Annotated in this window: 27 protein-coding genes; 16 read left to right on the forward strand and 11 right to left on the reverse strand. The window is 49.5% G+C overall.

Going from position 1 to position 21512, the window contains the following annotated elements; translation table 11 throughout:
• Window positions 1-5: 5 nt before the first annotated feature.
• Window positions 6-1727 carry a tetratricopeptide repeat protein gene (locus ACSHWX_RS00845; RefSeq protein WP_435666274.1) on the reverse strand — a complete coding sequence of 574 codons (1722 nt, stop codon included), beginning with the start codon at window positions 1725-1727 and terminating at the stop codon, window positions 6-8.
• A 169-nt stretch (window positions 1728-1896) separates the two neighbouring features.
• On the opposite strand from ACSHWX_RS00845, the gene ACSHWX_RS00850 reads away from it, so the two are divergent.
• The 6 genes from ACSHWX_RS00850 to ACSHWX_RS00875 all read left to right on the forward strand — a co-directional run bounded on the left by ACSHWX_RS00850 (window position 1897) and on the right by ACSHWX_RS00875 (window position 8130).
• Entirely contained in the window at window positions 1897-2718 is an 822-nt protein-coding gene (locus ACSHWX_RS00850; protein ID WP_435666275.1) for a uracil-DNA glycosylase, read from the forward strand.
• Between the two features lie 111 nt (window positions 2719-2829).
• A complete protein-coding gene (gene moaB / locus ACSHWX_RS00855) occupies window positions 2830-3366 on the forward strand; it encodes a molybdenum cofactor biosynthesis protein B (RefSeq protein ID WP_435666276.1) in 537 nt (178 codons plus the stop codon).
• A gap of 144 nt (window positions 3367-3510) precedes the next feature.
• Window positions 3511-4665: a PA0069 family radical SAM protein gene (locus ACSHWX_RS00860; protein ID WP_435666277.1), complete on the forward strand. Its 1155-nt coding sequence runs from the start codon at window positions 3511-3513 to the stop codon at window positions 4663-4665.
• A gap of 109 nt (window positions 4666-4774) precedes the next feature.
• Window positions 4775-6160 carry a multicopper oxidase family protein gene (locus ACSHWX_RS00865; protein WP_435666278.1) on the forward strand — a complete coding sequence of 462 codons (1386 nt, stop codon included), beginning with the start codon at window positions 4775-4777 and terminating at the stop codon, window positions 6158-6160.
• 42 nt (window positions 6161-6202) lie between these two features.
• Entirely contained in the window at window positions 6203-6853 is a 651-nt protein-coding gene (locus tag ACSHWX_RS00870; RefSeq protein WP_435666279.1) for a ribonuclease HII, read from the forward strand.
• Window positions 6854-6975: 122 nt separating this feature from the next.
• Window positions 6976-8130: a site-specific DNA-methyltransferase gene (locus ACSHWX_RS00875; RefSeq protein WP_435666280.1), complete on the forward strand. Its 1155-nt coding sequence runs from the start codon at window positions 6976-6978 to the stop codon at window positions 8128-8130.
• A gap of 131 nt (window positions 8131-8261) precedes the next feature.
• On the opposite strand, the gene ACSHWX_RS00880 is transcribed toward ACSHWX_RS00875, so the two are convergent.
• A complete protein-coding gene (locus ACSHWX_RS00880) occupies window positions 8262-9356 on the reverse strand; it encodes an A/G-specific adenine glycosylase (protein ID WP_435666281.1) in 1095 nt (364 codons plus the stop codon).
• 66 nt (window positions 9357-9422) lie between these two features.
• Here ACSHWX_RS00880 and ACSHWX_RS00885 point away from each other — a divergent pair, with 66 nt between their 5' ends.
• A complete protein-coding gene (locus tag ACSHWX_RS00885) occupies window positions 9423-9932 on the forward strand; it encodes a DUF721 domain-containing protein (protein ID WP_435666282.1) in 510 nt (169 codons plus the stop codon).
• Here the strand turns inward: ACSHWX_RS00885 and ACSHWX_RS00890 are convergent.
• Both ACSHWX_RS00890 and ACSHWX_RS00895 read right to left on the reverse strand, forming a co-directional pair.
• Window positions 9929-10369 (reverse strand): hypothetical protein, encoded by a 441-nt coding sequence (locus ACSHWX_RS00890; RefSeq protein WP_435666283.1) that lies wholly within the window; start codon window positions 10367-10369, stop codon window positions 9929-9931. The two genes, ACSHWX_RS00885 and ACSHWX_RS00890, sit on opposite strands and share 4 nt — an antisense overlap.
• Window positions 10359-11534 (reverse strand): ImmA/IrrE family metallo-endopeptidase, encoded by a 1176-nt coding sequence (locus ACSHWX_RS00895; RefSeq protein ID WP_435666284.1) that lies wholly within the window; start codon window positions 11532-11534, stop codon window positions 10359-10361. Before ACSHWX_RS00895 ends, ACSHWX_RS00890 begins: the two co-directional genes overlap by 11 nt.
• Window positions 11535-11572: 38 nt before the next feature.
• Here ACSHWX_RS00895 and ACSHWX_RS00900 point away from each other — a divergent pair, with 38 nt between their 5' ends.
• Window positions 11573-12058 (forward strand): hypothetical protein, encoded by a 486-nt coding sequence (locus ACSHWX_RS00900; RefSeq protein WP_435666285.1) that lies wholly within the window; start codon window positions 11573-11575, stop codon window positions 12056-12058.
• A gap of 1078 nt (window positions 12059-13136) precedes the next feature.
• The gene (locus ACSHWX_RS00905; protein WP_435666286.1) at window positions 13137-13463 is read left to right on the forward strand and encodes a hypothetical protein; all 327 of its coding nucleotides are present in this window, start codon (window positions 13137-13139) and stop codon (window positions 13461-13463) included.
• 20 nt (window positions 13464-13483) lie between these two features.
• On the opposite strand, the gene ACSHWX_RS00910 is transcribed toward ACSHWX_RS00905, so the two are convergent.
• Complete coding sequence (locus ACSHWX_RS00910; RefSeq protein WP_435666287.1) at window positions 13484-14101, reverse strand: TetR/AcrR family transcriptional regulator; 618 nt, start codon at window positions 14099-14101, stop codon at window positions 13484-13486.
• Between the two features lie 108 nt (window positions 14102-14209).
• Here ACSHWX_RS00910 and ACSHWX_RS00915 point away from each other — a divergent pair, with 108 nt between their 5' ends.
• The 6 genes from ACSHWX_RS00915 (at window position 14210) to ACSHWX_RS00940 (ending at window position 17618) form a co-directional block, all read left to right on the forward strand.
• Entirely contained in the window at window positions 14210-14503 is a 294-nt protein-coding gene (locus ACSHWX_RS00915; protein ID WP_435666288.1) for a DUF1330 domain-containing protein, read from the forward strand.
• A gap of 364 nt (window positions 14504-14867) precedes the next feature.
• Window positions 14868-15272 carry an AtpZ/AtpI family protein gene (locus tag ACSHWX_RS00920; protein ID WP_435666289.1) on the forward strand — a complete coding sequence of 135 codons (405 nt, stop codon included), beginning with the start codon at window positions 14868-14870 and terminating at the stop codon, window positions 15270-15272.
• Window positions 15273-15293: 21 nt separating this feature from the next.
• Entirely contained in the window at window positions 15294-16061 is a 768-nt protein-coding gene (locus ACSHWX_RS00925) for a F0F1 ATP synthase subunit A (protein WP_435666290.1), read from the forward strand.
• An 85-nt stretch (window positions 16062-16146) separates the two neighbouring features.
• Window positions 16147-16374: a F0F1 ATP synthase subunit C gene (locus tag ACSHWX_RS00930; protein WP_435666291.1), complete on the forward strand. Its 228-nt coding sequence runs from the start codon at window positions 16147-16149 to the stop codon at window positions 16372-16374.
• A 174-nt stretch (window positions 16375-16548) separates the two neighbouring features.
• On the forward strand, window positions 16549-17130 hold the full coding sequence (locus ACSHWX_RS00935; RefSeq protein ID WP_435666292.1) for a F0F1 ATP synthase subunit B: 582 nt from the start codon (window positions 16549-16551) through the stop codon (window positions 17128-17130).
• A gap of 5 nt (window positions 17131-17135) precedes the next feature.
• Complete coding sequence (locus ACSHWX_RS00940) at window positions 17136-17618, forward strand: F0F1 ATP synthase subunit B family protein (RefSeq protein ID WP_435666293.1); 483 nt, start codon at window positions 17136-17138, stop codon at window positions 17616-17618.
• Between the two features lie 55 nt (window positions 17619-17673).
• Here ACSHWX_RS00940 and ACSHWX_RS00945 read toward each other — a convergent pair whose 3' ends face one another.
• Complete coding sequence (locus ACSHWX_RS00945; protein ID WP_435666294.1) at window positions 17674-18024, reverse strand: Rid family hydrolase; 351 nt, start codon at window positions 18022-18024, stop codon at window positions 17674-17676.
• A gap of 137 nt (window positions 18025-18161) precedes the next feature.
• Here ACSHWX_RS00945 and ACSHWX_RS00950 point away from each other — a divergent pair, with 137 nt between their 5' ends.
• On the forward strand, window positions 18162-18566 hold the full coding sequence (locus ACSHWX_RS00950; protein WP_435666295.1) for a VOC family protein: 405 nt from the start codon (window positions 18162-18164) through the stop codon (window positions 18564-18566).
• Window positions 18567-18578: 12 nt separating this feature from the next.
• Here the strand turns inward: ACSHWX_RS00950 and ACSHWX_RS00955 are convergent, their stop codons facing one another.
• The 5 genes from ACSHWX_RS00955 to ACSHWX_RS00975 all read right to left on the reverse strand — a co-directional run bounded on the left by ACSHWX_RS00955 (window position 18579) and on the right by ACSHWX_RS00975 (window position 21494).
• Window positions 18579-19034 (reverse strand): GNAT family N-acetyltransferase, encoded by a 456-nt coding sequence (locus ACSHWX_RS00955; protein WP_435666296.1) that lies wholly within the window; start codon window positions 19032-19034, stop codon window positions 18579-18581.
• Between the two features lie 28 nt (window positions 19035-19062).
• Window positions 19063-19506 carry a hypothetical protein gene (locus ACSHWX_RS00960; RefSeq protein WP_435666297.1) on the reverse strand — a complete coding sequence of 148 codons (444 nt, stop codon included), beginning with the start codon at window positions 19504-19506 and terminating at the stop codon, window positions 19063-19065.
• Between the two features lie 3 nt (window positions 19507-19509).
• Window positions 19510-20595: an agmatine deiminase family protein gene (locus tag ACSHWX_RS00965; RefSeq protein ID WP_435666298.1), complete on the reverse strand. Its 1086-nt coding sequence runs from the start codon at window positions 20593-20595 to the stop codon at window positions 19510-19512.
• 88 nt (window positions 20596-20683) lie between these two features.
• Window positions 20684-21160, reverse strand: a complete 477-nt coding sequence (locus ACSHWX_RS00970; RefSeq protein WP_435666299.1) for an SRPBCC domain-containing protein — start codon at window positions 21158-21160, stop codon at window positions 20684-20686.
• Window positions 21153-21494, reverse strand: coding sequence for an ArsR/SmtB family transcription factor (locus ACSHWX_RS00975; RefSeq protein ID WP_435666304.1), 342 nt, complete (start codon window positions 21492-21494; stop codon window positions 21153-21155). The genes ACSHWX_RS00970 and ACSHWX_RS00975 overlap by 8 nt, the downstream gene beginning before the upstream one ends.
• Window positions 21495-21512 lie beyond the last annotated feature (18 nt).

The following is a 21512-nucleotide window of genomic DNA, read 5'->3' on the forward strand; positions in this document are numbered from 1 at the left end:
TGGATCTAGCCTGCATCTGCGACCGTGGTATCGTCTTGCAAGCCAGATTTGAGCTTTTCATTGAGTATTTCGATCAAATCTTCATCTGGGTCCATGTCCAAAGATTTCGCCCACTGAAAACCAGCTTCCCGCTTACGTCCAACGCGCCAATAAGCGTCGCCAAGGTGATCGTTTATTGTCGGGTCACTTGGGGTCAAACGTGTGGCGCGTTCAAGCGTTTCAACCGCATCTTCAAACCGCCCAAGCCGGAAGTAAGCCCAGCCCAAACTGTCAACAATGTACCCGTCATTTGGTCGCAAGCTGACCGCTTCTTCGATCATCGCGAGCGCTTCAGAAAGATTGATACCCTGATCAACCCAGCTATACCCCAAATAATTCAGCACCTGTGGTTGATCGGGATAAATCGTAAGAGCTTTTTTGAAATCACTTTCGGCTTTGTCCCATTCGCCTAAACGTTCAAATGCAATACCGCGCACATAGAAGAGGTGCCAATCCGTCGGAAGTTCGCCTTTAGTAATTTCTAGCGCTTGGGAATAGATTTGTTTTGCTTCCTCATAACGCTCGTCTGAGCGCAGCGTATCACCCAAGGCCAAAATCGCCGTGATGTTTGATTTGTCGTGATTGACGATATTAGTTAGCGTTTTGATCGCGCCATCAACTTCGCCTAGTTCGCGCAGATTTTCCGCAGTACGCACCAAAGCAGTTCCATGCAAATTCGATTTGCGTGGAATTTTTGCATAAATTCCATTGGCTTCCACATACCGCTCAGACTGTTCTAAAATGTCAGCTAAGGAGAAAGCGACAAAATCAGATTTGGGATGCATATAGGTCGCCAGCCGCATCAAGACGAGTGACACGTTGGATGCAGCCTCCCGCGACAAAGCCGAAGACAATCCGCGCAACAATTCTGCGGCGCCTTGTTGAACGTTTTCCGCCATTTTGCCGGGACGTTTGCCTGCTTTAATCGTTTCGGTCAGGTTCGCGATATTTTCATGGGAAAGGCCGCGTGAATTAAACCGCTCGATCACCGCTAGGGCTTCATCGAACCGGCCATTGTTCGCCAAAAAACGCGCATATGCGTCAACAATTGAAAACACGAACGGGTCGACTTTGTGTGCTTGAGCGTAAAGCAACTCAGCATTTTTCTTGTCGCCACCAACATCAGCCATCAATGCCCGTTGAAAAACCAGAAAGCCCTGAAAACCTTGTTGGGTGATATCCTCAACAGTATCAATCCCCTTTTTGGGATTACCGTCGCCAATTTGAGACCAGCCTAGAACCACATTTGATGTGATCCCGAATAAAGTGTCCTTCGACATATCAGATAGAGCGTTTTGAACCGAACGATAACGTCTTTCTTTTAGGGCGACGACGCCCAAAACAAGCCGAGCAATTTCATTATTTGGTTCAAGTTCTATGAGCCGACGGGCAATATCTTCAGCCTCTTCAACCCGACCAGACGCCAACAATGACATAAAGGCGCGGTCCAGCAAAACGATATTGTCCCAGTCTGCGCTTAACGCATCGACAAAATAGCTTGCGGCTTTGTCGGCCCGATGATCAAGAAAAGCACTACGCCCGGCCAAAAAACTTCCGGATGGAGATGGGTAATAAAGATGGAATTGATCCGCGTTGGAAACGTCTTGCGCGTTCGCGCTTTGAACGACACCGCCCAAGGCCATGGATGCGCTAAGAATTGCGGAAATCAATGTGGTTTTTATGCTCACGTATAAATGCTTTCTGTCGCGATTGAATCGGCTAGATATCTATCGGGCCTGAGATTGGCCATTTTATGGCACATGTGCAACCGTTTAACGCCAAATGTTTGTTCACAACCAAGCAACTTTTTCTCGATTGCCGCTGACAGGGGCGCTGCACCCATGATAAGACACCAATATGCATTCAAGTGGTGATGAAATTTTGCAAATGCGTGCTGCTCTTGAGTGGTACAGCGCAATGGGCGTTGACATCGCCCTTGTCGACGAACCTATTGATCGGTTTGCAGCGGCGGCTCAACCCGTAAAAGCGCCAACAAAAGCAACTCATCCCGCAAACTCTGCCAGCACCAATGCGTCTCGTCCGCCGGCTGAACAAAGTCGTTTGCAGCCCGAAACACACAATGTTGATGAAGCCAAAAAAATTGCAAACGCTGCACAAAACCTAGATGCGTTGCGCGCTGCAATGGAGCAATTTGACGGCTGCCCCCTAAAACACCGCGCCACAAATCTAGTATTTGCGGACGGTAACCCAGACGCCCAAATCATGTTGATTGGTGAAGCACCGGGGCGCGAAGAAGATATGCAAGGCACTCCGTTTGTGGGGAGTTCAGGAGAGTTGCTCGACCGTATTCTGGCCTCTATCGGCTTGGACCGAGAACAGGTTTTTATTGCCAACGCCTTGCCTTGGCGTCCGCCGGGCAATCGCAACCCAACGCCTGCTGAAACCGCTGTTTGCTTGCCGTTTTTGATCCGCCAGATTGAACTGGTTGCCCCCAAAGTGATCATTACATTGGGTGGCGCTGCATCAAAGACACTATTTGAAACAGACATGGGCATTTTGAGGCTCAGGGGCAAATGGCGTGAATTAAACGTTGGCGCGCATTCCTGCGTCGCAATGGCCACTTTGCACCCTGCCTATTTGCTGAAACAGCCGGCCCAAAAAGCCTTGGTTTGGCGTGATGTTTTAAGCCTTAAATCCAAGTTGGCTGAACTAAACTAGGTATTTTATGGTTGTTCTGTCGCATTGATTGTTCTGCCCCATTTGCGCTAGATCATTGTGACATCTCGAAAGAATGCCAATGGTCTGCTCGACGCTCATAAGGACAAGCTCATGTTCAAATCCAAAATCGATGAATCACAAGAAATGGTGAAGCTCAACTTCGCTATTCTGGCCGTTTCGGACACGCGAACACTAGAAACCGACGATTCGGGTGCGCTTTTGAAACAGATGATAAAAGATAGCGGACACCTTGTGCTCGACAGAGACATCGTCACAGACGATGAGCATTTGATCCGTCGGCGCGTGCAGTCATGGGTCGACAATGAAGAAATTGATGTGGTGATCACAACTGGTGGCACCGGCTTTTCACAACGTGATGTCACCCCCGAAGCAATTACCCCGCTATTTGATAAAGTTATGGACGGTTTTTCGGTTCTGTTTCATCAATATTCCGCTGCCCAAATCGGCACCTCGACCATTCAAAGCCGCGCAACTGGCGGACTTGCTGGCTCGACGCTGATCTTTTGCCTTCCCGGCTCTCGAGGCGCTTGTCGCGATGGCTGGCAGGGGGTGATAAATTTCCAATTGGATTCGCGGCATAAGCCATGCAATTTCTTGGAAGTTTTGCCCAAATATTCTAGTCGATAAGCTACCTGAGATAGCAATAAACCTCAGATTTCCAGCGTGAACAAGCGCGCATGTAAACCCATGCAAAATTGCTGATTGACAATTTGTTCTCATTTTGTTCTATTTGACAAGAACGATTTGTTAACTTTTGTCGCGAGGTTTCTTGTGCCCATTCACGCTAGTTTGCCGCCCCCACCGGACAGTTTTGCCCGCATCGCCAAAAGTGCTGATCGCGATATATTAGCCAACAATATGGTATCGCCAGATCGCAATCGCGGACGCGGCGCACAAAGCAACATCTCTGGCCGCTTTGAGCCGTTTGAACGCGAGAGTTTTGACGATGGATGGCAGTCTTTAGAAAGCTTACCGGCCTTCAAAACCAATGTGCGCGACGAACGCGCGAAAACAATCATCACTAAGAATGAATCGCCTGATCTGAATTTTGATCGCTCAATTAACCCCTATCGGGGATGTGAGCATGGTTGTTCTTATTGTTTTGCACGCCAAACCCATGCCTATTTGGGGCATTCGGCGGGCATCGATTTTGAACGGGAGCTTTATGCGAAGGTCAACGCGGCAGAGCGGTTGCGCGAAGAGTTAAGCCGCAAAAAATATGCACCTAAAGCAATTGCCATCGGCACCAACACCGACCCCTATCAACCCATTGAACGGGAACGCAAATTGATGCGGGAAATTTTGACGGTGCTGCTTGAGTTCAAACATCCAGTAACCATCGTCACCAAATCCGCATTGATCGTGCGCGACTTGGATTTGCTCACAGAACTGGCCAAGCTTAAATTGGTGCATGTGGCCATTTCAGTGACCACATTGGACCGCAAATTGTCGCGTGAATTGGAGCCGCGCGCTTCCACGCCGTCCAAGCGGCTTGAAGCGGTGGAGCTTTTAAGCCAGTCAGGTATTCCCACCCAAGTCATCGCCGCGCCAATGATCCCAGCGATCAACGATAGTGAATTGGAAAAAATTATTGATGCGGCAGCGGCGCAAGGCGCTGTTTCGGCTGGCATGATCATGCTTCGCTTGCCCGGCGAAGTGCGTAATATTTTCCGCGAATGGTTGCTGCGTTATTATCCTGATAAGTTACGTCATGTGCTCAATTTGGTGCGTAGTGTGCGCGGTGGAAAGGATAATGATCCAAATTATGGATCACGCATGACCGGTGTTGGACCCTATGCCTATCAAATGCAACGTCGGTTTGAGTTGGCGCTTAATCGAAATGGGCTGAAAAAACGCCTTCCTCATCTGCGTACAGATCTGTTCACCCAACCTGAGCAGCAAGATGATCAACTGAGCTTGTTCTAGTTGCTAAAACCGTGTTTTGTGACAATTTGGCGTTTCGCTTTTCGCTCAAATTGGCCTAATTTGATGCCGGTTGCCGTTAGGGTGTTGGGTTTGGATTGAGGCGCATTTTATGTTGGGCATGTCCCGTCGTGAATTCTTGTTGGGGTCAGCGGCCACGCTGGCGGCGTCTGCTGCAAGCTATGGCTGGGCACAAAGTGCTATGGCTGCCGATTTGCAGTTGCCACTCAATTATTTAAGCCATGAAATCATGCCCGGCAAAATTACCGAGCGGATGATGGGCTTTGGATCAGACGGCCCCGCGCCCGTGATCCGCTTGAAGCAAGGCGAGACAAAATCTGTCGAGGTCACCAACAATTTGCATGAAGCAAGTGTTGTTCATTGGCACGGATTTCGGCATGAGAACGCCATGGACGGCGTGCCTTACCTCACCCAAAATCCAATCGAGTTGGGCGAAACATTTCGTTATCAAATCCGCTCACCAGACGCGGGTACATTTTGGTATCACCCGCACTGCAACACGCTGGACCAGATGGCGCGTGGCATGACCGGCATGTTGATTGTTGACGAGCCAGAAGATCCCGGATTTAATCAAGACCTACCGTTGAATATCCGGGATTTCCGGTTAGGGAATGACGGACAATTTGCAGCCTTATTTAAGCCACGCAACGCAGCGCGAGGTGGCACACTGGGCACGGTTTCCACCGTCAATTGGCAAGTTCAACCCACCTATGACTTGCCTGCGGGAAGTCTTTTGCGATTGCGCCTCGCGGTTACAGATGTCACCCGAATTGGCAGATATCATGTGTCCGGCGCAGAAGCGAAGGTCATCGCGTTGGATTCCCATCCGGTGCCGCAACCATTGCCTGCCAAAGACATTCTGCTCAGCCCCGGCCAACGCGCTGACATCGCCCTTCGGATGCCAGACCATGAAGGCGAAACGGCAGAACTGGTCTTGAATACACTCGCTGGCTCGCGTCTCATGGCAACATTTCGCGCGATGGGAGCATCACTTAACCGCAACCTAGCTGAACTCAAGCCACTGCCGCGCAATCCCGTATCGGAACCCGATTTGGCCAATGCTGAAATTTTGGATTTTCTATTTGGCTGGTCACCGGACGGTGACGAGCCGATCCAAAGCATTTGCGGATCGCTTGGTTATACATTTTGGTCGATCAACCGCACTCCTTGGCTTGGTGATACCCCCGATCCACTTGCACCTCTCGCGGTCATGAAAGTGGGTAAAAGCTACATTGTGCGGCTTAAGAACAACACGCCAAACGACCACCCCATCCATTTGCATGGCCTCGCCTTCAAATTGATCCGGTCGGACAAACGCCCGCTGCCGCCTTTATTCACCGACACGGCGCTGTTGCTTTCCGGCGAAACAATGGACGTTGCCCTCGTCGCGGACAATCCGGGCAACTGGGCATTCCATTGCCACGTCATTGAACACCAAAAAACTGGGTTAGCAGGATATTTGCGGGTTGAGGCGTAATGGGCCATAAAACCCGAAATAGGCAAATTGAAGATTTAGGCCATGACCCGATCAATATCCCAACCTAACCTTTTTCCAGATGCACCAGACTTTTCCATTGAGAAACAGTTCCGCAAAAAGGGACTAACTGTATGTGGCGTTGATGAAGCTGGACGCGGGCCATTAGCTGGTCCTGTTGTCACCGCAGCGGTGATCCTTGATCCAGACAGCATCCCCGAAGGTCTAAACGACAGTAAAAAGCTAACAGCCAAAAAACGCGATACTCTATACGATCAAATCATGGCAACCGCCCATGTGGGCATTGCCTCAGCGCCACCCGCAACAATATATGAGCAAAACATTCGGGGTGCGACGCTGTTTGCGATGGCGCAAGCGGTGAAAGCCCTTGCCCTATCGCCAGACATTGCCTTGATTGATGGCCGCGATATCCCACCCCTACTTCCATGTCGTGGGCAAGCGTTAATCAAAGGTGATAGCCGGTCGCTTTCAATCGCAGCGGCATCCATCATCGCAAAAGTCACTCGAGACCGAATGTGCGTATTGCTAGATCAGTCGCTTCCCCAATACGGGTTTGCCAAACATAAGGGCTACGGCACTGGCTTACACATGCAAGCCTTGCAGAACCATGGCGCGACAGCTCATCATCGTGCGGACTTCAAACCTATTGCAGAAATATTGGCTGCCAAAAGCTGATTCAAAACAGCGACTTAAACGCCAAACGTCACCCTTTACCTTTGGTTTACCATAAGTTTTAGCGCGCCCTTAACCCTAAGAAATTACAAATGGCGGGGTAGTAATGCGTTAGGGTAAATAGAATGTTGCGTAACAAGCATTCGTCGGCGTCTAGTAAAGCGTCGCTTCGCCAGTCAGGCGAAAAGGGTTCAGAATATCTGCCATTGGACACCATTTTGGTGGGCGACTGCATTGAGCATATGAACTCGCTTCCAGCCGGTTCGGTTGATCTGGTCTTTGCGGACCCCCCCTATTTTCTTCAGTTGGAAAAAGGTCTGACACGTCCCGACCAATCCAATGTGGACGGTGTTCACAATGAGTGGGACAAATTTTCTGACTTCGCGCATTACGATCAATTCACCCGCGATTGGATGAGCGCTGCAAAGCGGATCCTTAAGCCAAATGGCGCGATGTGGGTAATTGGTTCATATCACAATATTTTCCGCGTCGGATCGATCTTGCAGGACCTTGGGTTCTGGATGATGAACGACGTGATTTGGCGCAAATCGAACCCGATGCCCAACTTTCGGGGAACGCGATTTACCAATGCTCATGAAACACTTATTTGGGCAACACGTGACCAAAGCAGCAAGCCGACATTTAATTATGACGCGCTGAAACAGGCAAATGACGATACGCAGATGCGGTCGGATTGGCTGTTCCCGATCTGCACTGGTGGTGAACGCCTCAAAGACGAAAACGACGACAAAGTGCATCCGACACAAAAGCCAGAAAGTCTTTTATATCGGGTGCTGATGGCGACGACTAAGCCCGGCGATGTTGTGCTGGACCCGTTTTTTGGCACGGGTACCACTGGCGCGGTTGCCAAAAAGCTTGGCCGCCATTTTATTGGCTGTGAACGCGAAAATGACTATATAAATGCCGCCCTTAAGCGCATCGCGTCCATTAAGCCCCTTGAACAGATTGTGCTGGAAACAGTTAAGGGAAAACGGGCCGAAAAACGGATAGCATTTGGCTCTTTGATCGAACAGGGCATGATATTGCCCGGCGCTAAACTGTTGGATTCAAAACGAAAATTCTCCGCCACTGTGCGAGCTGATGGATCTCTTGTTTGCGACGGGCATGAAGGTTCTATCCACAAAGTTGGCGCACTGTTGCAGGGCGCGCCGTCCTGCAATGGCTGGACTTACTGGCACCTAGAACGGGGCAACAACCTTGTTTTAATTGATGATTTACGCACACAAATCCGTGCGACGATGAATAAGCTTTCGGCCTGATACGACCTCCAGAACTTTTCAGGTAACTTACCGCTGGTCTTTTGATCAGCGGTCTTTTTTTGCGCGAAACTACCCCGCTTTGTTCCGGTTTAGTCGCACTTTGTTTCACGTTCGTTTCAGAACGTTTTGTGCTATTCGCGCTCTAGTGCCGCCGCCAGAACTTTCTTGAAAATTGTCGGCAGTGCCTCACCATTCAGTCCCAGTTTTTTCGCCCACCACCCGTCATTCGACGGCGGCGTTTCTGCATTCAATTTCCACACGGAAACATTGAGCGCGAAGTGGGTGAACACGTGATCGATGGTGCCGCAGTTTTGCCATTCGCCATTTAGAGGAAACTCAACTTCTGGCTTGGCGTCGATTTTTTCGGCCTTGAACCATTCGCTGCCCGGCACTTCCGTCATGGCGGCGAGCAGTCCTTTTTCCGGACGTTGGCGAAGCCAAATTTCTTCTGCCGCGTTTTCCACCACAAAGGCGTGGCCGACGCGGAGTGGCTTTTGCTTTTTGGGTGGCATGACGGGGAAGTTGGTTGGTTCTGCCGTTAAGGTGCCGGTGCATCCGGCAGCGATTGGGCAAATCAAACAATTGGCCCGTTTGGGCGCGCAGATGGTCGCCCCTAAATCCATAAGGCTTTGGGCAAAGTCTCCAGCGCGGGCTGGAACTGACTGCTGAATGAAAGAGCGGATAAATGGTTTTGCTTCACGCACTGGCTCGGCCAATGCAGTGAACCGCGCCGCCACCCGATCAACATTGCCATCGATCACCGCGACCTGTTCGTCAAAACAAATGGCGGCAATGGCCGCGCTTGTGTAGGGGCCAATGCCCGGCAGCTTTTGCAAATCGTCCGCGTTGTTGGGAAAAATACCGCCATATTCGCCAACTACCTGATTGGCACATGCGTGCAGGTTTCTCGCCCGCGCGTAGTACCCCAACCCCGCCCACGCTTTTAAAACGTCGTCGCGTTCGGCAGTGGCCAAATCAAAAACTGTCGGCCAGCGGGTGGTAAAGTCCGCGAAATATTTGCCGACCGTGGGCACGGTTGTTTGCTGCAACATGATTTCAGAGAGCCAAACAAAATACGGATTGGGCGTGACACCCTTCGCGCGGTCCGATGGACCTACCCGCCAAGGCAGTTTACGGGCGTTTTTGTCGTACCACGCCAAAAGCGCCGCGCCATCAATGGGCGATTGGTTCACTTTGGTGCTGCTTGACGGTTTGATTTCTGGCATGATGGGTTTATGGGTGATTTGGCATGGTTGCACAAGTTACCCAAGCCCCTAAATTTGAGATTGATGATGAGCGAAAAGAAGCCAAAAACGCCCAAGCGCCTTCGCCGCACCGCCACTATTGGCGAGTTGGTTGAGCGCTCTATGGCGCCGATGGTGCAAAAGCGCGGCTTTGCCAATTCCGAATTGCTGATGCGGTGGGCCACCATTGTCGGTGCGCCATTTGATAGGGGCGTTGTGCCAGACAAATTAAACTGGCCGCGCGAAATGGCGAACAATCCCCATGTAGGCGCCGTGCTGACAGTGCGCGTAGACCCCGTCTACGCCCTCGCCTTCACCCACGAAACCGAAACGATTAAAGCCTCGATCAATCGATATTTTGGCTTTTATTTGATCGACAAAATCAAACCGTCCCGCCGCCCCTTTGTGCCAAACTTGCAAGACGAAGCAAAACCCCGTTTGCGTAAGCTAAGCGAAGGTGAAGAGCTAGACATTGCCAGCCAAGTTGAAGGCATTGAAGATGAAGGGTTGCGCGATGCGTTGACCAAGCTGGGACGTGGGTTGAAGGGGCGGGATTAGGTAGCCAGTTCACATTCAGAAGGGTCCAACACAGCCACACCGAACCGTGAACACAACGACTTCATCGACACGTCATTTTGGCGCAGGTCAGTGGTCAACATCACCGCTCCGTGATGCCTAGCCAACGCCACAAGCCTTACCTTATGCTGGAAGTTCTTGTCCATGATATCAAACCCGTTTTCTTTACAGTTCTCCAACATTGCCTTGACCATTTGCGCGTCTTTGTTCCGCTGCGCTTTCACTTCTACGTTGTCAAGAAAGGCACCATTCCATTTTTTCTCTGTGTAACCAGTGACCTCATTCTTTACTTGCGTGTTCACTACGATATTGTTGTTCTCTGAGAACTTCACCAATGCATTGATCTGAGCATTTGTTACGGATTTCTCGACAAGTTTTACGATTGTTTCTGTATCGCTGACAAATGTTTTAGGCTTCATATCGACGAGCCTCATTTATCCTAACCTTGTGCCCATCAAAAATACTCTCAAGTTTGTTCGCCGGCATAGACAAGCTGCGCTGAAGGTCGAATTTTGACACCAGGTCGCTTTGAATGGCGAGGTTAGCAATACCTATGGCATTGAAACCAAGGCGAGAATTATGATACCCAACAGTTCCTTGCCTTCGGATCGCATCCGCCACCCCGATCTGTTCAAACTCAATTGCGCTCTTTGAGAACTCTTGAATATCTGCAAGATTGAACGACACAGGAATTAGTTGATAACCACACTGCGACGCCCATTGTTCTACAAAGTTTGCATTCCCAACTTCCTGAATACGTATTGCGATAAAAAATTTGCTGAAGGGAAAGTTCGCATGCAGCCAGTTTACCAACCGAGCGGGATCGTCCGTTGAAGGAGCGTGGTCGAGGACTAGGCGATCGTGCAAGTACTCAGAAGGCAAAAGGAATTCTGCGACAACTTTATTGCAAAACTGTTCTAACGGCCGTCGTCCTACAATCGTATCGACGATACCGAGTGTTCCCAAAAACAGATGTGCAAGCTCGTGTGCCAAAGTGAATATACGCGCCCGGGGCGGTTGATTAGTGACATTCACAACTAGAAACGAGCTTTGGCCTTCACTAAAGCAATATCCTCGAAAAGCTGGGTCTGCCACACGTTCGGCAAACACGTAAATGCCCGCTTTTTCAATTTTAAACCGCAAGTCCTTGAACGCAACAAGTTCGTCTTCTATTGAAGCAAAATGTGTTAAGTTCGTTCCTAAGAATTTATGCATGGCCTTAGCAACGGATTTTGGTTTTACGTCCTTTGCATCAAACTTGGGAATTGGCTTGTTCTCTTGTCCGCTACCAAGATCGTTTTCCAACTTTACAAGAGCACTGGCCTCCCCATAAGTTTTGTAGATCGCGCGCAATGCGGGCACAGAGAGTAGGACATTCCGATTTCCAACAGTCCGAAAATCAGTTGGCAACTTCTTGACAGCAACTTCGCCTTCAAAATCCAAAGCAAAGTCTGGTATCCCAAGCACGTCCGAAACGGCAGCAGTTTGTTTTGCCGATAGTTCTTCCGTCGAAAGGTTTTTTCCGAGACTATTTGGTTCTAAACCCGTAAACTGGGCAAATTGAGCTTTACTAAAGCCCCTCATTTTTCTTAGTTCGTCAATAGACATAGATAATACTCAAAATGGTTTTGGCAGATTTAAATACATTATTCGAAATATCAATTGGATTGATATTAGCATCCAGTATAGCGCAAGCATTTCTTAAAAAAAGCATTCAAGAGATAACTGACAAACTGCTTCAAATCAACAACTTGTCAACCATCGCCAGTTTGGCTGACACTGAAAGGGCCGACTATGAGGAACGTGTATTTGAACTTGAATGCGAACTAGCAGCGGTTTCACTCGAGTTGTTGCCATTTTGCAAAAAGTTAGAGATTCTCAATCTCAGTGCTTTGCCAATAGTTATTTTCTGCACCATTTATGGAACATTTACATCCGTAGAATCTCCAACGTTTTTTCTAATATTTTGTTCAGTCGTCTGCCTGATGTGGGGGCCGACATTTGCAGCCATCGCTTGGGTAAAAGTTGACGCAAGCCTTTCGCCGCTAAGAACAACATCTAACAGTATAAGAGACGACATACTCGGGCAAAACTCGAGTCATTCATGAACGCTTCCCCTCAGCCGCCATATGGGAAACTCAATGCCGCCAAACCTCCACTTCCCCGTCTTGATCTCGGTAGATAGTGAACAGCATTTTGCGTTCGCCCTGTTCGTCATTCCCGCGCAGGCGGGAATCTAGGCATGAATCTCGGTTGAACGGACGCACTTCGGTTCTTGGACAACCCTAACTGGATCCCCACCTGCGCGGGGATGACGGTTGGGGTTGTGGATTGGTCCCGGATCAGGTCCGGGACAGCTGGGTTTGTTTGGCAGGCCTTTTTGCGCCACTGGCATTCCCGGCCAACGCGCCGGGATCAATGCCGCCACATCTCCACCTCGCCGTCTCGATCTCGGTAGATAGTGAACACCATTTCACATTCGCTCCGTTCGTCATTCCCGCGTAGGCGGGAATCCAGGCATGAATCTCGGTTGAACGGACGCACTTCGGTTCTTGGACAGTCCTAACTGGATCCCCGCCTGCGCGGGGATGACGGTTGGGGTTGTGGATTGGTCCCGGATCAGGTCCGGGACAGCTGGGTTTGTTTGGCGGGCCTTTTTGCGCCACGGGCATTCCCGGCCAACGCGCCGGGATCAATACCGCCAGACCTTCAGCTCACCGTCTTGATCTCGGTGGACTGTATATAGCAATTCAGTTACCGAACCCGTTGCTTCACGAATTTGGTCGAGCGGTTACGCGCAGCGGTCAAGGGTGATGATGACTGAGATTAGTGCGATTGCGAATGTCACGATGATGACCAGCACCCATGCAATATCTTCGGCTCAAGTTGTATCTAGTATTTGATTGAAAAATGTCAGCTCCAATTGGCAACTCCTCTAAAACTGTAAAGAAACGGCCACCAAAGCGAAAAGTACCGGTCGCCGGGGAGTTAGTAAGCTGCCAACAGACGGCCAATGACCATTTGATCCGAAAGCTCTGGACATGCGCCATTACCTCCCCGACCCTAAAAGATTGGAGAGACATCATTACAGCAATCAGCGAAAATCGACAGCACATGTACATCTGTACAATTGCGCCGCCCTGCAAAGGTGTGAATGTTAGGACCATCAAACATGAGGGAACGACAATGAACATCAATAAATGGATCGCAGCCTTAGTAGCTGGCGCAGCATCACTAATTTTTGGCACCGCAGCATTTGCGCAAGGCGACCTTGTGTTTAAGCACAATGGCAGTCCATATTTTTTGTACTCGAACTTAGCACCATGCCAAGCAGAACATGAGGGCAATGCAAATTACTGCGACCAAATGGGCAGCAAGGTGAGCTATTGCGACATCTATATGTTTTCAACCCGCAGTGTGTCTGAAGTGGCTAAGCTTCGCTGGGGCCGTGGCGACAGTGTGAAAGTTTATCACACCGGCACAAGCAACGTGGCATGTAACATCACACCGTAATCAGTTCGCCAACTTGCAGTTTACGCCTGCTCCGGCTCGTCTAAGGCAGCTTCGTACATATTCAACCCTTTGAGCGATGTTTTGGCGGCAAGCCAAAGTTCAGCTTCGTCTTTGACCACTTTGCACATGACGTTGAGGCCCATTAGCAAATTCTGTAACGCCAACGCGGTTGCGTGGATATCCAAGTCTCTGGGGAACTCTTTAGATTCTACGCCCAATTTAAGAAGCGCTTCAATGCGCTTAATATTGCTAAACACCAATTTTTCCAACGTTGGGCCCAACTTGTCGTTGGTGTTGCAAAGTTCTGCAACTGAATTGACCAAAAGGCATCCTCGTGCCTCTGCATCATTGGCGCGAGCGGCGCATGCTTCTTTATACACCATGGTCAAAAGCACCTTCACATCAATCGGTGGGGTCGCCAAAGCCAACGCGTAATCCGGCGATTGCTGCGCATAGTGATTAAGCGCTTCCATGAACAGGTTTTCGCGAGTGCCAAACGCATTGTAAAAGCTAGAGCGCGTAATCCCCAACTGTTCCGACAGCGCCTTAACAGACGACGCCTCATAGCCATCACGCCACATGATGTTCATCACGTCGTCGATTGCCTGCTCACGATCAAATGCGGTGGGTCGACCCATTCTTAGTCCTTTCTGTACATTGTTGTACAAAACAGTTGATTTTATATGCAGCGCTGTATAAAACAAATTCAGGAATTACTCAACTAAGACCAAAATGGGGAGACTAAAATGAGCGCATTTGTTGTCGCAACACCAAAAATCACCAATCCCGAAAAGTTCGCGGAATATTCAAAGGCCGCTGGTGCAACGGTAGGCGCGCATGGCGGGGCCGTGGCAAAGCGGGGAAAGTATGTTGAAACGCTCGCGGGCAATGTCGATCATCAAAGTGTTGCTGTTATCGAGTTCTCAGATATCGATGCGCTGAACACCTGGTTCAACTCCCCCGAGTATCAAGCCATCATCCCATTGCGAGATGAAGCATGCGACATGACCCTGGTGAGCTATATAGCTCCCCCTGCCTAAGCTCACGCATTAGCCCCACAACCCATTCGTGGGGCTAATGCCTGTAATTCCGAGTACAAATTGACAATCACATCAAAACTCAGTTTCCCACATATATGTACAAAACAGCCGAAATACTTCCACACACCCAATGCATTGTTAGATCGAATCTCTAATTGATGGAAATTTTGGACGATATGCATCCTAAAACAATTTCACTGACCAAAATCAGACGCCGTAATGCGTTGTAAATAAACACTTATTTCTCCAAGTCTAATTTCCAAGCACATCCTTGACAGCCCACAAGTGCCACACTATGTTGCGGCCAACTTTGAGGGGTGCATTTGCCTTTCGTTTTTGGCGAAATTTTTGGGAGTTTTGGTCAATGCCAAGTTCTAAAAATGATCCGAAAAACGGCAAATCATCTGTTCCGATTGCTGCTCAAGTTGATGAGACCCGCGCTCTAGCCGAAAAAATTAAGTCGGCAAGAAAAGATGCGGGTTTGATCGAACAAAAGAAGGCGTCGGAAGCTCACCTCACTGGGCATGCGCGGGCAGTGCGATTAGGCACTGAATTTATCGCAGCAATTCTGGTGGGAACGGGCATTGGTTTTTTTGCTGATCGGATTTTTGGCACAGCGCCATGGATCATGTTGGTAATGGTGTTGGTGGGATTTGCCGCCGGGGTTTTAACTGTTGTGCGAAGTGCAGCAGATATGAATTCGGCGGTTATAATTACTCCGGATATGGATTTGGGGCCGGAAGTCGATGACGAAGACGACAACGGTTAGCGAGCAATAAGGGGCTGGAGCGTGGCAAACGATCCAATTCATCAGTTTAAGATCAACGATATTTTTTCCATTGGTGGTTCCGGTGAGGAAGCTTCTGGCGGTCTGCAAATTGCCTTCACGAATTCGGCCTTGTTTATGGTCATTACAGTGTTGATAATTTCTGCATTTTTGATCCTTTCAACCCGCGGTCGCGGTTTGGTTCCAGGTCGATTGCAACTGCTTTCTGAAATGCTCTACGAGTTTATTGCCAGCATGGTGCGCACAGCAGCAGGCACCGAGGGAATGAAGTTCTTCCCATTCGTGTTCTCGCTGTTCATGTTTATTCTTGTCGCGAATATGCTGGGCATGGTGCCATTCTTCTTCACCATCACAAGTCACATCATTGTCACCTTCGCTCTCGCGATGTTGGTAATTACTGTTGTGCTTGTTTATGGATTTATGAAAAACGGCCTTGGCTTTTTGAAACTGTTCGTTCCTGCTGGTGTGCCGGGTTACGTGTTACCAATCGTTATTCCGATTGAGATCGTTTCATTCCTGTCTCGTCCGATCAGTCTTTCTGTTCGTTTGTTTGCGAACATGCTAGCTGGCCACATCACGTTGAAAGTGTTTGCTGGCTTTATCGTTACATTGTCTTCGTTTGGATTTGTGGGCTGGCTTGGTGCCATTCTGCCCTTCTCGATGACGATTGCGCTTACAGCGCTTGAGTTTTTGGTCTCTGCTTTGCAAGCTTATGTGTTTGCGGTTTTGACCTCCATGTACCTCAACGATGCGATACATCCATCGCACTAGTTGAGTTAAAGAACGCGTTATCGACCATGCCGGTTCGATGACAAATTGAAAACATCGCATTTAGAAGCTTTGAAAGGATTTTACAATGGAAGCAGAAGCAGCGAAGTTTATCGGTGCCGGTATCGCCTGTGTGGGCATGGCTGGGGCTGCAATTGGTGTGGGTAACATCTTTGGCAATTTCTTGTCAGGTGCATTGCGCAACCCATCTGCCGCACAAAGCCAGTTCGGTAACTTGATCTTTGGTTTTGCGGTAACAGAAGCTTTGGGAATTTTCTCATTCTTGGTTGCCCTATTGCTATTGTTCGCCGTTTAATTCTAACGGTACAGTTTCAGGCAGCCCATATTTGCAGATGATGCATTTTTGGGCTGCCTGACCATTACACGCTCTTTGTCCTCTGCATTTGATGCAGTATGGATAATTGCACCAAAGGCCCTAGATCATTTCAAATTGAAATGAGATTTAGGCATATGAATTTTAGGTATCCAGATGGCAGGCACCACAACAACATCGCAAGATACAGACGCCGCGACAGACACCCACGCTTCAACAGAGGCACATGGCGGTGATCATGGCGGCACAGGCGTATTTCCCCCGTTTGATCCAGCGACATTTGGTTCGCAGCTCTTATGGTTGGCGCTAAGCTTTGCTGCGCTTTATCTTTTGATGAGCAAAATTGCGTTGCCACGGATCGGTGAGATTTTGGAAGTTCGGCGTGACCGAATTGAAGGCGACTTGGCGGAAGCCGAACGTCTTCGCCAAAAGACTGACCAAGCCATTGAAGCTTACGAAGCTGACTTGGCACTCGCCAAGAAAAAAGCGCACACTATTGCGGAAGAAACACGCGAAAGTATCCGCAAGGATCTGGACGCAAAACGCAATGATGTTGAAACTGATCTTGCTAAAAAGATGGCGACAGCCGAAAGCCGCATTCAGACTACAAAAACTGAAGCGCTTGGCCATGTTGACGAAATCGCAAGTGACACAGCGCATGCGCTAGTAACAAATATTTTGGGCCGCACGGCGCAAAAGGCGACAAAAGATGCTGTCGCTAAGGTTGTGAAAGGTTAAGGCAAATGGAACTCGATGCAACCTGGTGGGCGTTTATTGGTCTGATCGTATTTTTGGGTATTGTCGTCTATTTGGGCGTTCCCAAACAGGTTATGGGCATGCTCGACGAGAAGTCGAAAAAAATTGCCGATGATCTAGACGAAGCAAAACGCCTTCGTGAAGAAGCACAATCTCTTTTGGCAGAATATGAGCGCAAGCGCCAAGCTGCTGAAGAAGAAGCTCAAGAGATCATCGACGCTGCAAAGGCACAAGCCACTCGCCTAACTGAAGATGCAAAACAGTCTTTGGAAGAGTTGATTACGCGCCGTACAAAAGCAGTTGAAGAAAAGATTTCTCAAGCTGAAGCGCAAGCTATTGCCGATGTTCGTGCTCGTTCAGCCGACATCGCAGTTGAAGCAGCCCGCATAGTGCTTACTGACAAGATGGCAGAAAAAGGCGACGACTTGGTTGCTCAAGCCATCAAGGATGTTTCAGCAAGCCTGAACTAATCCAGTTTAAGAGTGCTATATTGCTAAGAATTTACGGGCCCTTTCGGGCCCGTTTTCATTTTGTTGCTGCAATGAAACTAATTTCAAGAAAATAGTCTTTCGCAGCAGCGCGAGCTTCGATGCAGGTGCGTGCTGGCGGCAAAGCATCAGATTGGGCGAGCCATTTATCCCATTGCGCGTTCATATGCTGATAGTCGGTGATATCGGCCAACGCGATATCAACCCGCACCAGTAGCTCGCGTCCACTTTTTATTTCTTCGAGTAGATCATCAATTTGGGCCAATATCTCGGCCGTTTGCTCGCCAACAGAACTGCCGGGGTGTTGGGTGGCCAGCCCCGAACTAAAAATCAGCCCGTTGGTGATCACTGCATTTGAATGCCGTTTGCCAGATTGTATGCGTTGCATTTTTACCTCCTGAGTTGGTCAAATTCGATCCCATTTGAGGGGCAAAACGCAATCGTCTTTTTGGCGGTTTATCATTCCGAAACCGCAAGTTGTGCGCTAAGGTTCGCCTGCAAGGACAAAGAGCAGAGACAAACAATATGGCCAAATCACTCTCACCCTTTTTGATGTTTACTGGCAAAGCCGAGGAAGCGATCAATTTTTATGTCGAGCTGTTTCCAAACAGTTCTATCGACAAGTTAACCCGTTACGGCCCTGACGACGCAGGCACGGCGGGCACCATTCAACATGCGACGATAAATCTAAACGGGCAAAAACTGTTCTTCATCGACAGCCCGGCAGTTCACGAATTTGATTTTACGCCGTCAATTTCAATGTTTGTGGAAGCTGAAAACGCACAAGAAGTCGACAGGTTGCATGAGGCACTTTCAAATGACGGGCTGACATTCATGCCACTTAACAGTTACGACTTTGCGACCCGCTATAGTTGGGTGCAGGATAAGTTCGGCGTGTCTTGGCAACTTGGGTTTGAGGTCAGCACCTAGCGCGCGATGGCGCTATTGCTCTAAGCGCAGGCGCATATGAGGAAGCTCGCGCCCGCTTACAGAACCTGAAGGATACGCGCCGAATTGTTTGAAGCCCATCTTCTCGTAAAATGGCGCAGCACCCGGGTCGGCAACCACGTTTATGATGGTCGCGCCTTCTGATTTGGCGGTTTCAACTGCCCATATAAATAGCTGGCGCCCTACCCCTTTGCCTATCCAGTCGGGATCGATAAATAGTTTTTCAAGCTCTGCGGTTGTGCCATCCAGAACAAGCTGAACGACACCCGCTAGACGGCCATCATCGTCTGCAACCATTATGAAGTCTTGATCTAACTGATGTGGCGTAAGGGTAAGTTCTTCCCGACAAGCTGCAATAAACGCCGCGTCATATTTCCAATAGGCTTTGGAGCGAAGGCAAAGCTCGCTCAATGCGGGGAGTTCGTCAATAAGCGCAGAACGGATTTTCATTTGGAACTCCTTGCAATTTGGAATGGCTTTAACAGGTTGGTGGCTGTGGGCAGGTTTGTAACATGTTTTCACCCAACATTACGACAGCAGGTGTGTATTCATTCCAATTGTCCTTTTGGCAAAAATAATGGGAATGCTCGCTAAGCAATGCCTGCATGGGTTGTTCCCATTCAACGTCGATTGAGATGAGCTGCTCAGCGGTGTACAACATGTAGTCCATATAGGAGAGATAGGCTGACTTTTCTGCTGCGGTTTGAATTTTACAAAAATCGGCAATTGCCAATTGCGGCTTCTGAATGGATATGTTCAGAAACTCACGATAGATTTCCCGCGCGCTTTGCGCACGTTGCTGGCCGTCAGATGCATCGATCTGCGCCTTTACCGCAACGAGGGCGACTATCCCCACAATTGCTGTCGCCATCGCTGAGAACGCACTTATAAGAACAGTGTTTCGCTCGATCCAGTTGCGCATCATCTAAACTTTCGGCCACTGCTGGGTAGCGCAATGAATTCCACCACCGACTTCGCCGACCGGATCGACATTGAGGGTGATCACTTCGCGGTCTGGATATAGTTTTTGCAAGGTCGCTAAAGCCATCGCATCACGTTCAACGTCGCCAAACTGGGCGCAAATCACCGCGCCATTGCAAATGTAATAATTGGCGTAGGCTGCAACGAAATCCTCCGATTTAACACGAGGGGATAAGGCTTCAGCCAACTCCACCAATTCAAAATTCTTGCCGTTTGCATCGGTTGCCGCAGACAAAATATCGAACGTTTCATATGCACTTTTCGACCATGCATCGTCTGGGTATACTTCATCGGGTAGTTGGATTAGAACGCGCCCTTCGCCGACGAACCTCGCTAGAGAATCAATGTGATAATCTGTGATGTCAGCACCGGCAACACCGGGCGCCCAAATGATCTTTTTCGCGCCATAAGCTTCAAGCAACAGGTTGGACACCGCCTCCTTATCGCCGCTGTTGCGGTTGGGATTTATCCAACTGCTTTCATGCGCGATTAAAGTGCTGTGGCCGTCAAACTCAACCCCGCCGGGCTCGCCCACAAGTCCGTTCTCCAGCAAAGCCAATCCTAACCGCTCAGCGACACGACGGGCCACCTGCCCGTCATTTTCATGCACCTGCTTGTTGCCCCAACCGTTGAAATTAAAATGGCGGATTGCAAGCTCACCCTTGGGGTTTTGCACAAAAGACGGGCCGCTATCCCGCGCCCACAGATCATCAGTCGGGATCTGCCATATCTCGATATTTTTGGCGAGCTTTGTTCGCGCCGCCGCTTCAAACTGTGCGTCCATCAACATGATGACGGGCTCGAATTCGCTGATCGTGTTTGCAATGTCCGCAATGGATTGTTGCAGATCGGCCAAAAAGTACTTGTCTGGATGCACGATACGGCTCACGGGCCATTGCATGAATGTGGCTTGGTGCGGTTGGGCTTCCTCGGGCTGCTTAAAGGCCGACATGGCAAACCCCTTGGTTGGCAAAGCAACAATTCCTGCCAAAGCGGCTACCTGAACGACAAACGCTCGGCGTGTCGGCATGATGGAACTCCCTGATTTTCATCATGCAGCATTTCAAGCTGCGTGCATCTCGTCAACACTAGGAGACACACGCAGCCAAGATTTTGGTTTACTGTGCGTCGCTTATTTCTTGCTCAAGGCGGACATAACTTTCTTCCATGCCATTTTCCATACCAGAAGCCAACATTGCCTCGCGTGTTGCTGCGTCGGGCATTGTCATCTGCATCACCATCAAAGTACCGCTGCTATCAGCTTTAAACTCAGTAACAACATGATTGTCGGGCGTTGGGTCAGGCAGGTGCATACGCTCCACATGAACGGTTTTTTGATTTGGTATCAATTCGATAAATTCGCCAGTGAGGTAAAAACTAGCGCCTTCGTCATTTGCCCAATCATAGCGAATTTTGCCGCCCGGCTTTGGATCACACTGGCATTTTGGCATGGTCCATCCAGGGGGACCCAACATCCATTTTTGAATAATCGCCTCATCAGTATGGGCGCGGTATACAGCGCTTGGTGATGCCGCGAATTTGCGCCGAACAATTAGATGACGATCGCCCTCTAGTTCCAAACTCAGTTTACTCATCGTTTTGGTTTCCTTCTGTTGTGTTCATTTGTGCCAACACATTGTCGAGCCGGTCATAGTTGGTGCTAAGCGCTGTGCGCAACATATCTAGCCAGCTTTCGATGGCATCAATACTGTTGGGCGCCAGTCGACAGGGACGTTTCGCACCGTCGATGCGGCGCATGACAAACCCTGCCTCTTCCAACACTTTTAGGTGCCGCGAAATGGCTGGCTGGGTGAGCTCGAATGGCGCGGCGATATCCAAAACAGTGGCTTCGCTTTGCGCAAGACGGGCCAAGATTGCGCGGCGAGTCGGGTCGGCCAATGCGGCAAAGGCTGTGTCCAAGTTCATAATATGATTCCTATGTTATAT

Source organism: Maritalea sp. (assembly GCF_051251695.1).
Lineage (GTDB): Bacteria > Pseudomonadota > Alphaproteobacteria > Rhizobiales > Devosiaceae > Maritalea.

Excerpts from the sequence above, each read along its gene's own strand:
- ACSHWX_RS00905 (WP_435666286.1), top strand. The coding sequence starts at position 13,137 with ATGAACATCAATAAATGGATCGCAGCCTTAGTAGCTGGCGCAGCATCA.
- ACSHWX_RS00920 (WP_435666289.1), top strand. The coding sequence starts at position 14,868 with ATGCCAAGTTCTAAAAATGATCCGAAAAACGGCAAATCATCTGTTCCG.
- ACSHWX_RS00915 (WP_435666288.1), top strand. The coding sequence starts at position 14,210 with ATGAGCGCATTTGTTGTCGCAACACCAAAAATCACCAATCCCGAAAAG.
- ACSHWX_RS00890 (WP_435666283.1), bottom strand. The coding sequence starts at position 10,369 with ATGAAGCCTAAAACATTTGTCAGCGATACAGAAACAATCGTAAAACTT.
- ACSHWX_RS00960 (WP_435666297.1), bottom strand. The coding sequence starts at position 19,506 with ATGCGCAACTGGATCGAGCGAAACACTGTTCTTATAAGTGCGTTCTCA.
- ACSHWX_RS00965 (WP_435666298.1), bottom strand. The coding sequence starts at position 20,595 with ATGCCGACACGCCGAGCGTTTGTCGTTCAGGTAGCCGCTTTGGCAGGA.
- ACSHWX_RS00880 (WP_435666281.1), bottom strand. The coding sequence starts at position 9,356 with ATGCCAGAAATCAAACCGTCAAGCAGCACCAAAGTGAACCAATCGCCC.
- ACSHWX_RS00945 (WP_435666294.1), bottom strand. The coding sequence starts at position 18,024 with ATGCAACGCATACAATCTGGCAAACGGCATTCAAATGCAGTGATCACC.
- ACSHWX_RS00885 (WP_435666282.1), top strand. The coding sequence starts at position 9,423 with ATGAGCGAAAAGAAGCCAAAAACGCCCAAGCGCCTTCGCCGCACCGCC.
- ACSHWX_RS00900 (WP_435666285.1), top strand. The coding sequence starts at position 11,573 with ATGGTTTTGGCAGATTTAAATACATTATTCGAAATATCAATTGGATTG.
- ACSHWX_RS00930 (WP_435666291.1), top strand. The coding sequence starts at position 16,147 with ATGGAAGCAGAAGCAGCGAAGTTTATCGGTGCCGGTATCGCCTGTGTG.
- ACSHWX_RS00940 (WP_435666293.1), top strand. The coding sequence starts at position 17,136 with ATGGAACTCGATGCAACCTGGTGGGCGTTTATTGGTCTGATCGTATTT.
- ACSHWX_RS00875 (WP_435666280.1), top strand. The coding sequence starts at position 6,976 with ATGTTGCGTAACAAGCATTCGTCGGCGTCTAGTAAAGCGTCGCTTCGC.
- ACSHWX_RS00935 (WP_435666292.1), top strand. The coding sequence starts at position 16,549 with ATGGCAGGCACCACAACAACATCGCAAGATACAGACGCCGCGACAGAC.
- ACSHWX_RS00870 (WP_435666279.1), top strand. The coding sequence starts at position 6,203 with ATGACCCGATCAATATCCCAACCTAACCTTTTTCCAGATGCACCAGAC.
- ACSHWX_RS00910 (WP_435666287.1), bottom strand. The coding sequence starts at position 14,101 with ATGGGTCGACCCACCGCATTTGATCGTGAGCAGGCAATCGACGACGTG.
- ACSHWX_RS00895 (WP_435666284.1), bottom strand. The coding sequence starts at position 11,534 with ATGAGGGGCTTTAGTAAAGCTCAATTTGCCCAGTTTACGGGTTTAGAA.
- ACSHWX_RS00865 (WP_435666278.1), top strand. The coding sequence starts at position 4,775 with ATGTTGGGCATGTCCCGTCGTGAATTCTTGTTGGGGTCAGCGGCCACG.
- ACSHWX_RS00970 (WP_435666299.1), bottom strand. The coding sequence starts at position 21,160 with ATGAGTAAACTGAGTTTGGAACTAGAGGGCGATCGTCATCTAATTGTT.
- ACSHWX_RS00850 (WP_435666275.1), top strand. The coding sequence starts at position 1,897 with ATGCATTCAAGTGGTGATGAAATTTTGCAAATGCGTGCTGCTCTTGAG.
- ACSHWX_RS00955 (WP_435666296.1), bottom strand. The coding sequence starts at position 19,034 with ATGAAAATCCGTTCTGCGCTTATTGACGAACTCCCCGCATTGAGCGAG.
- moaB (WP_435666276.1), top strand. The coding sequence starts at position 2,830 with ATGTTCAAATCCAAAATCGATGAATCACAAGAAATGGTGAAGCTCAAC.
- ACSHWX_RS00950 (WP_435666295.1), top strand. The coding sequence starts at position 18,162 with ATGGCCAAATCACTCTCACCCTTTTTGATGTTTACTGGCAAAGCCGAG.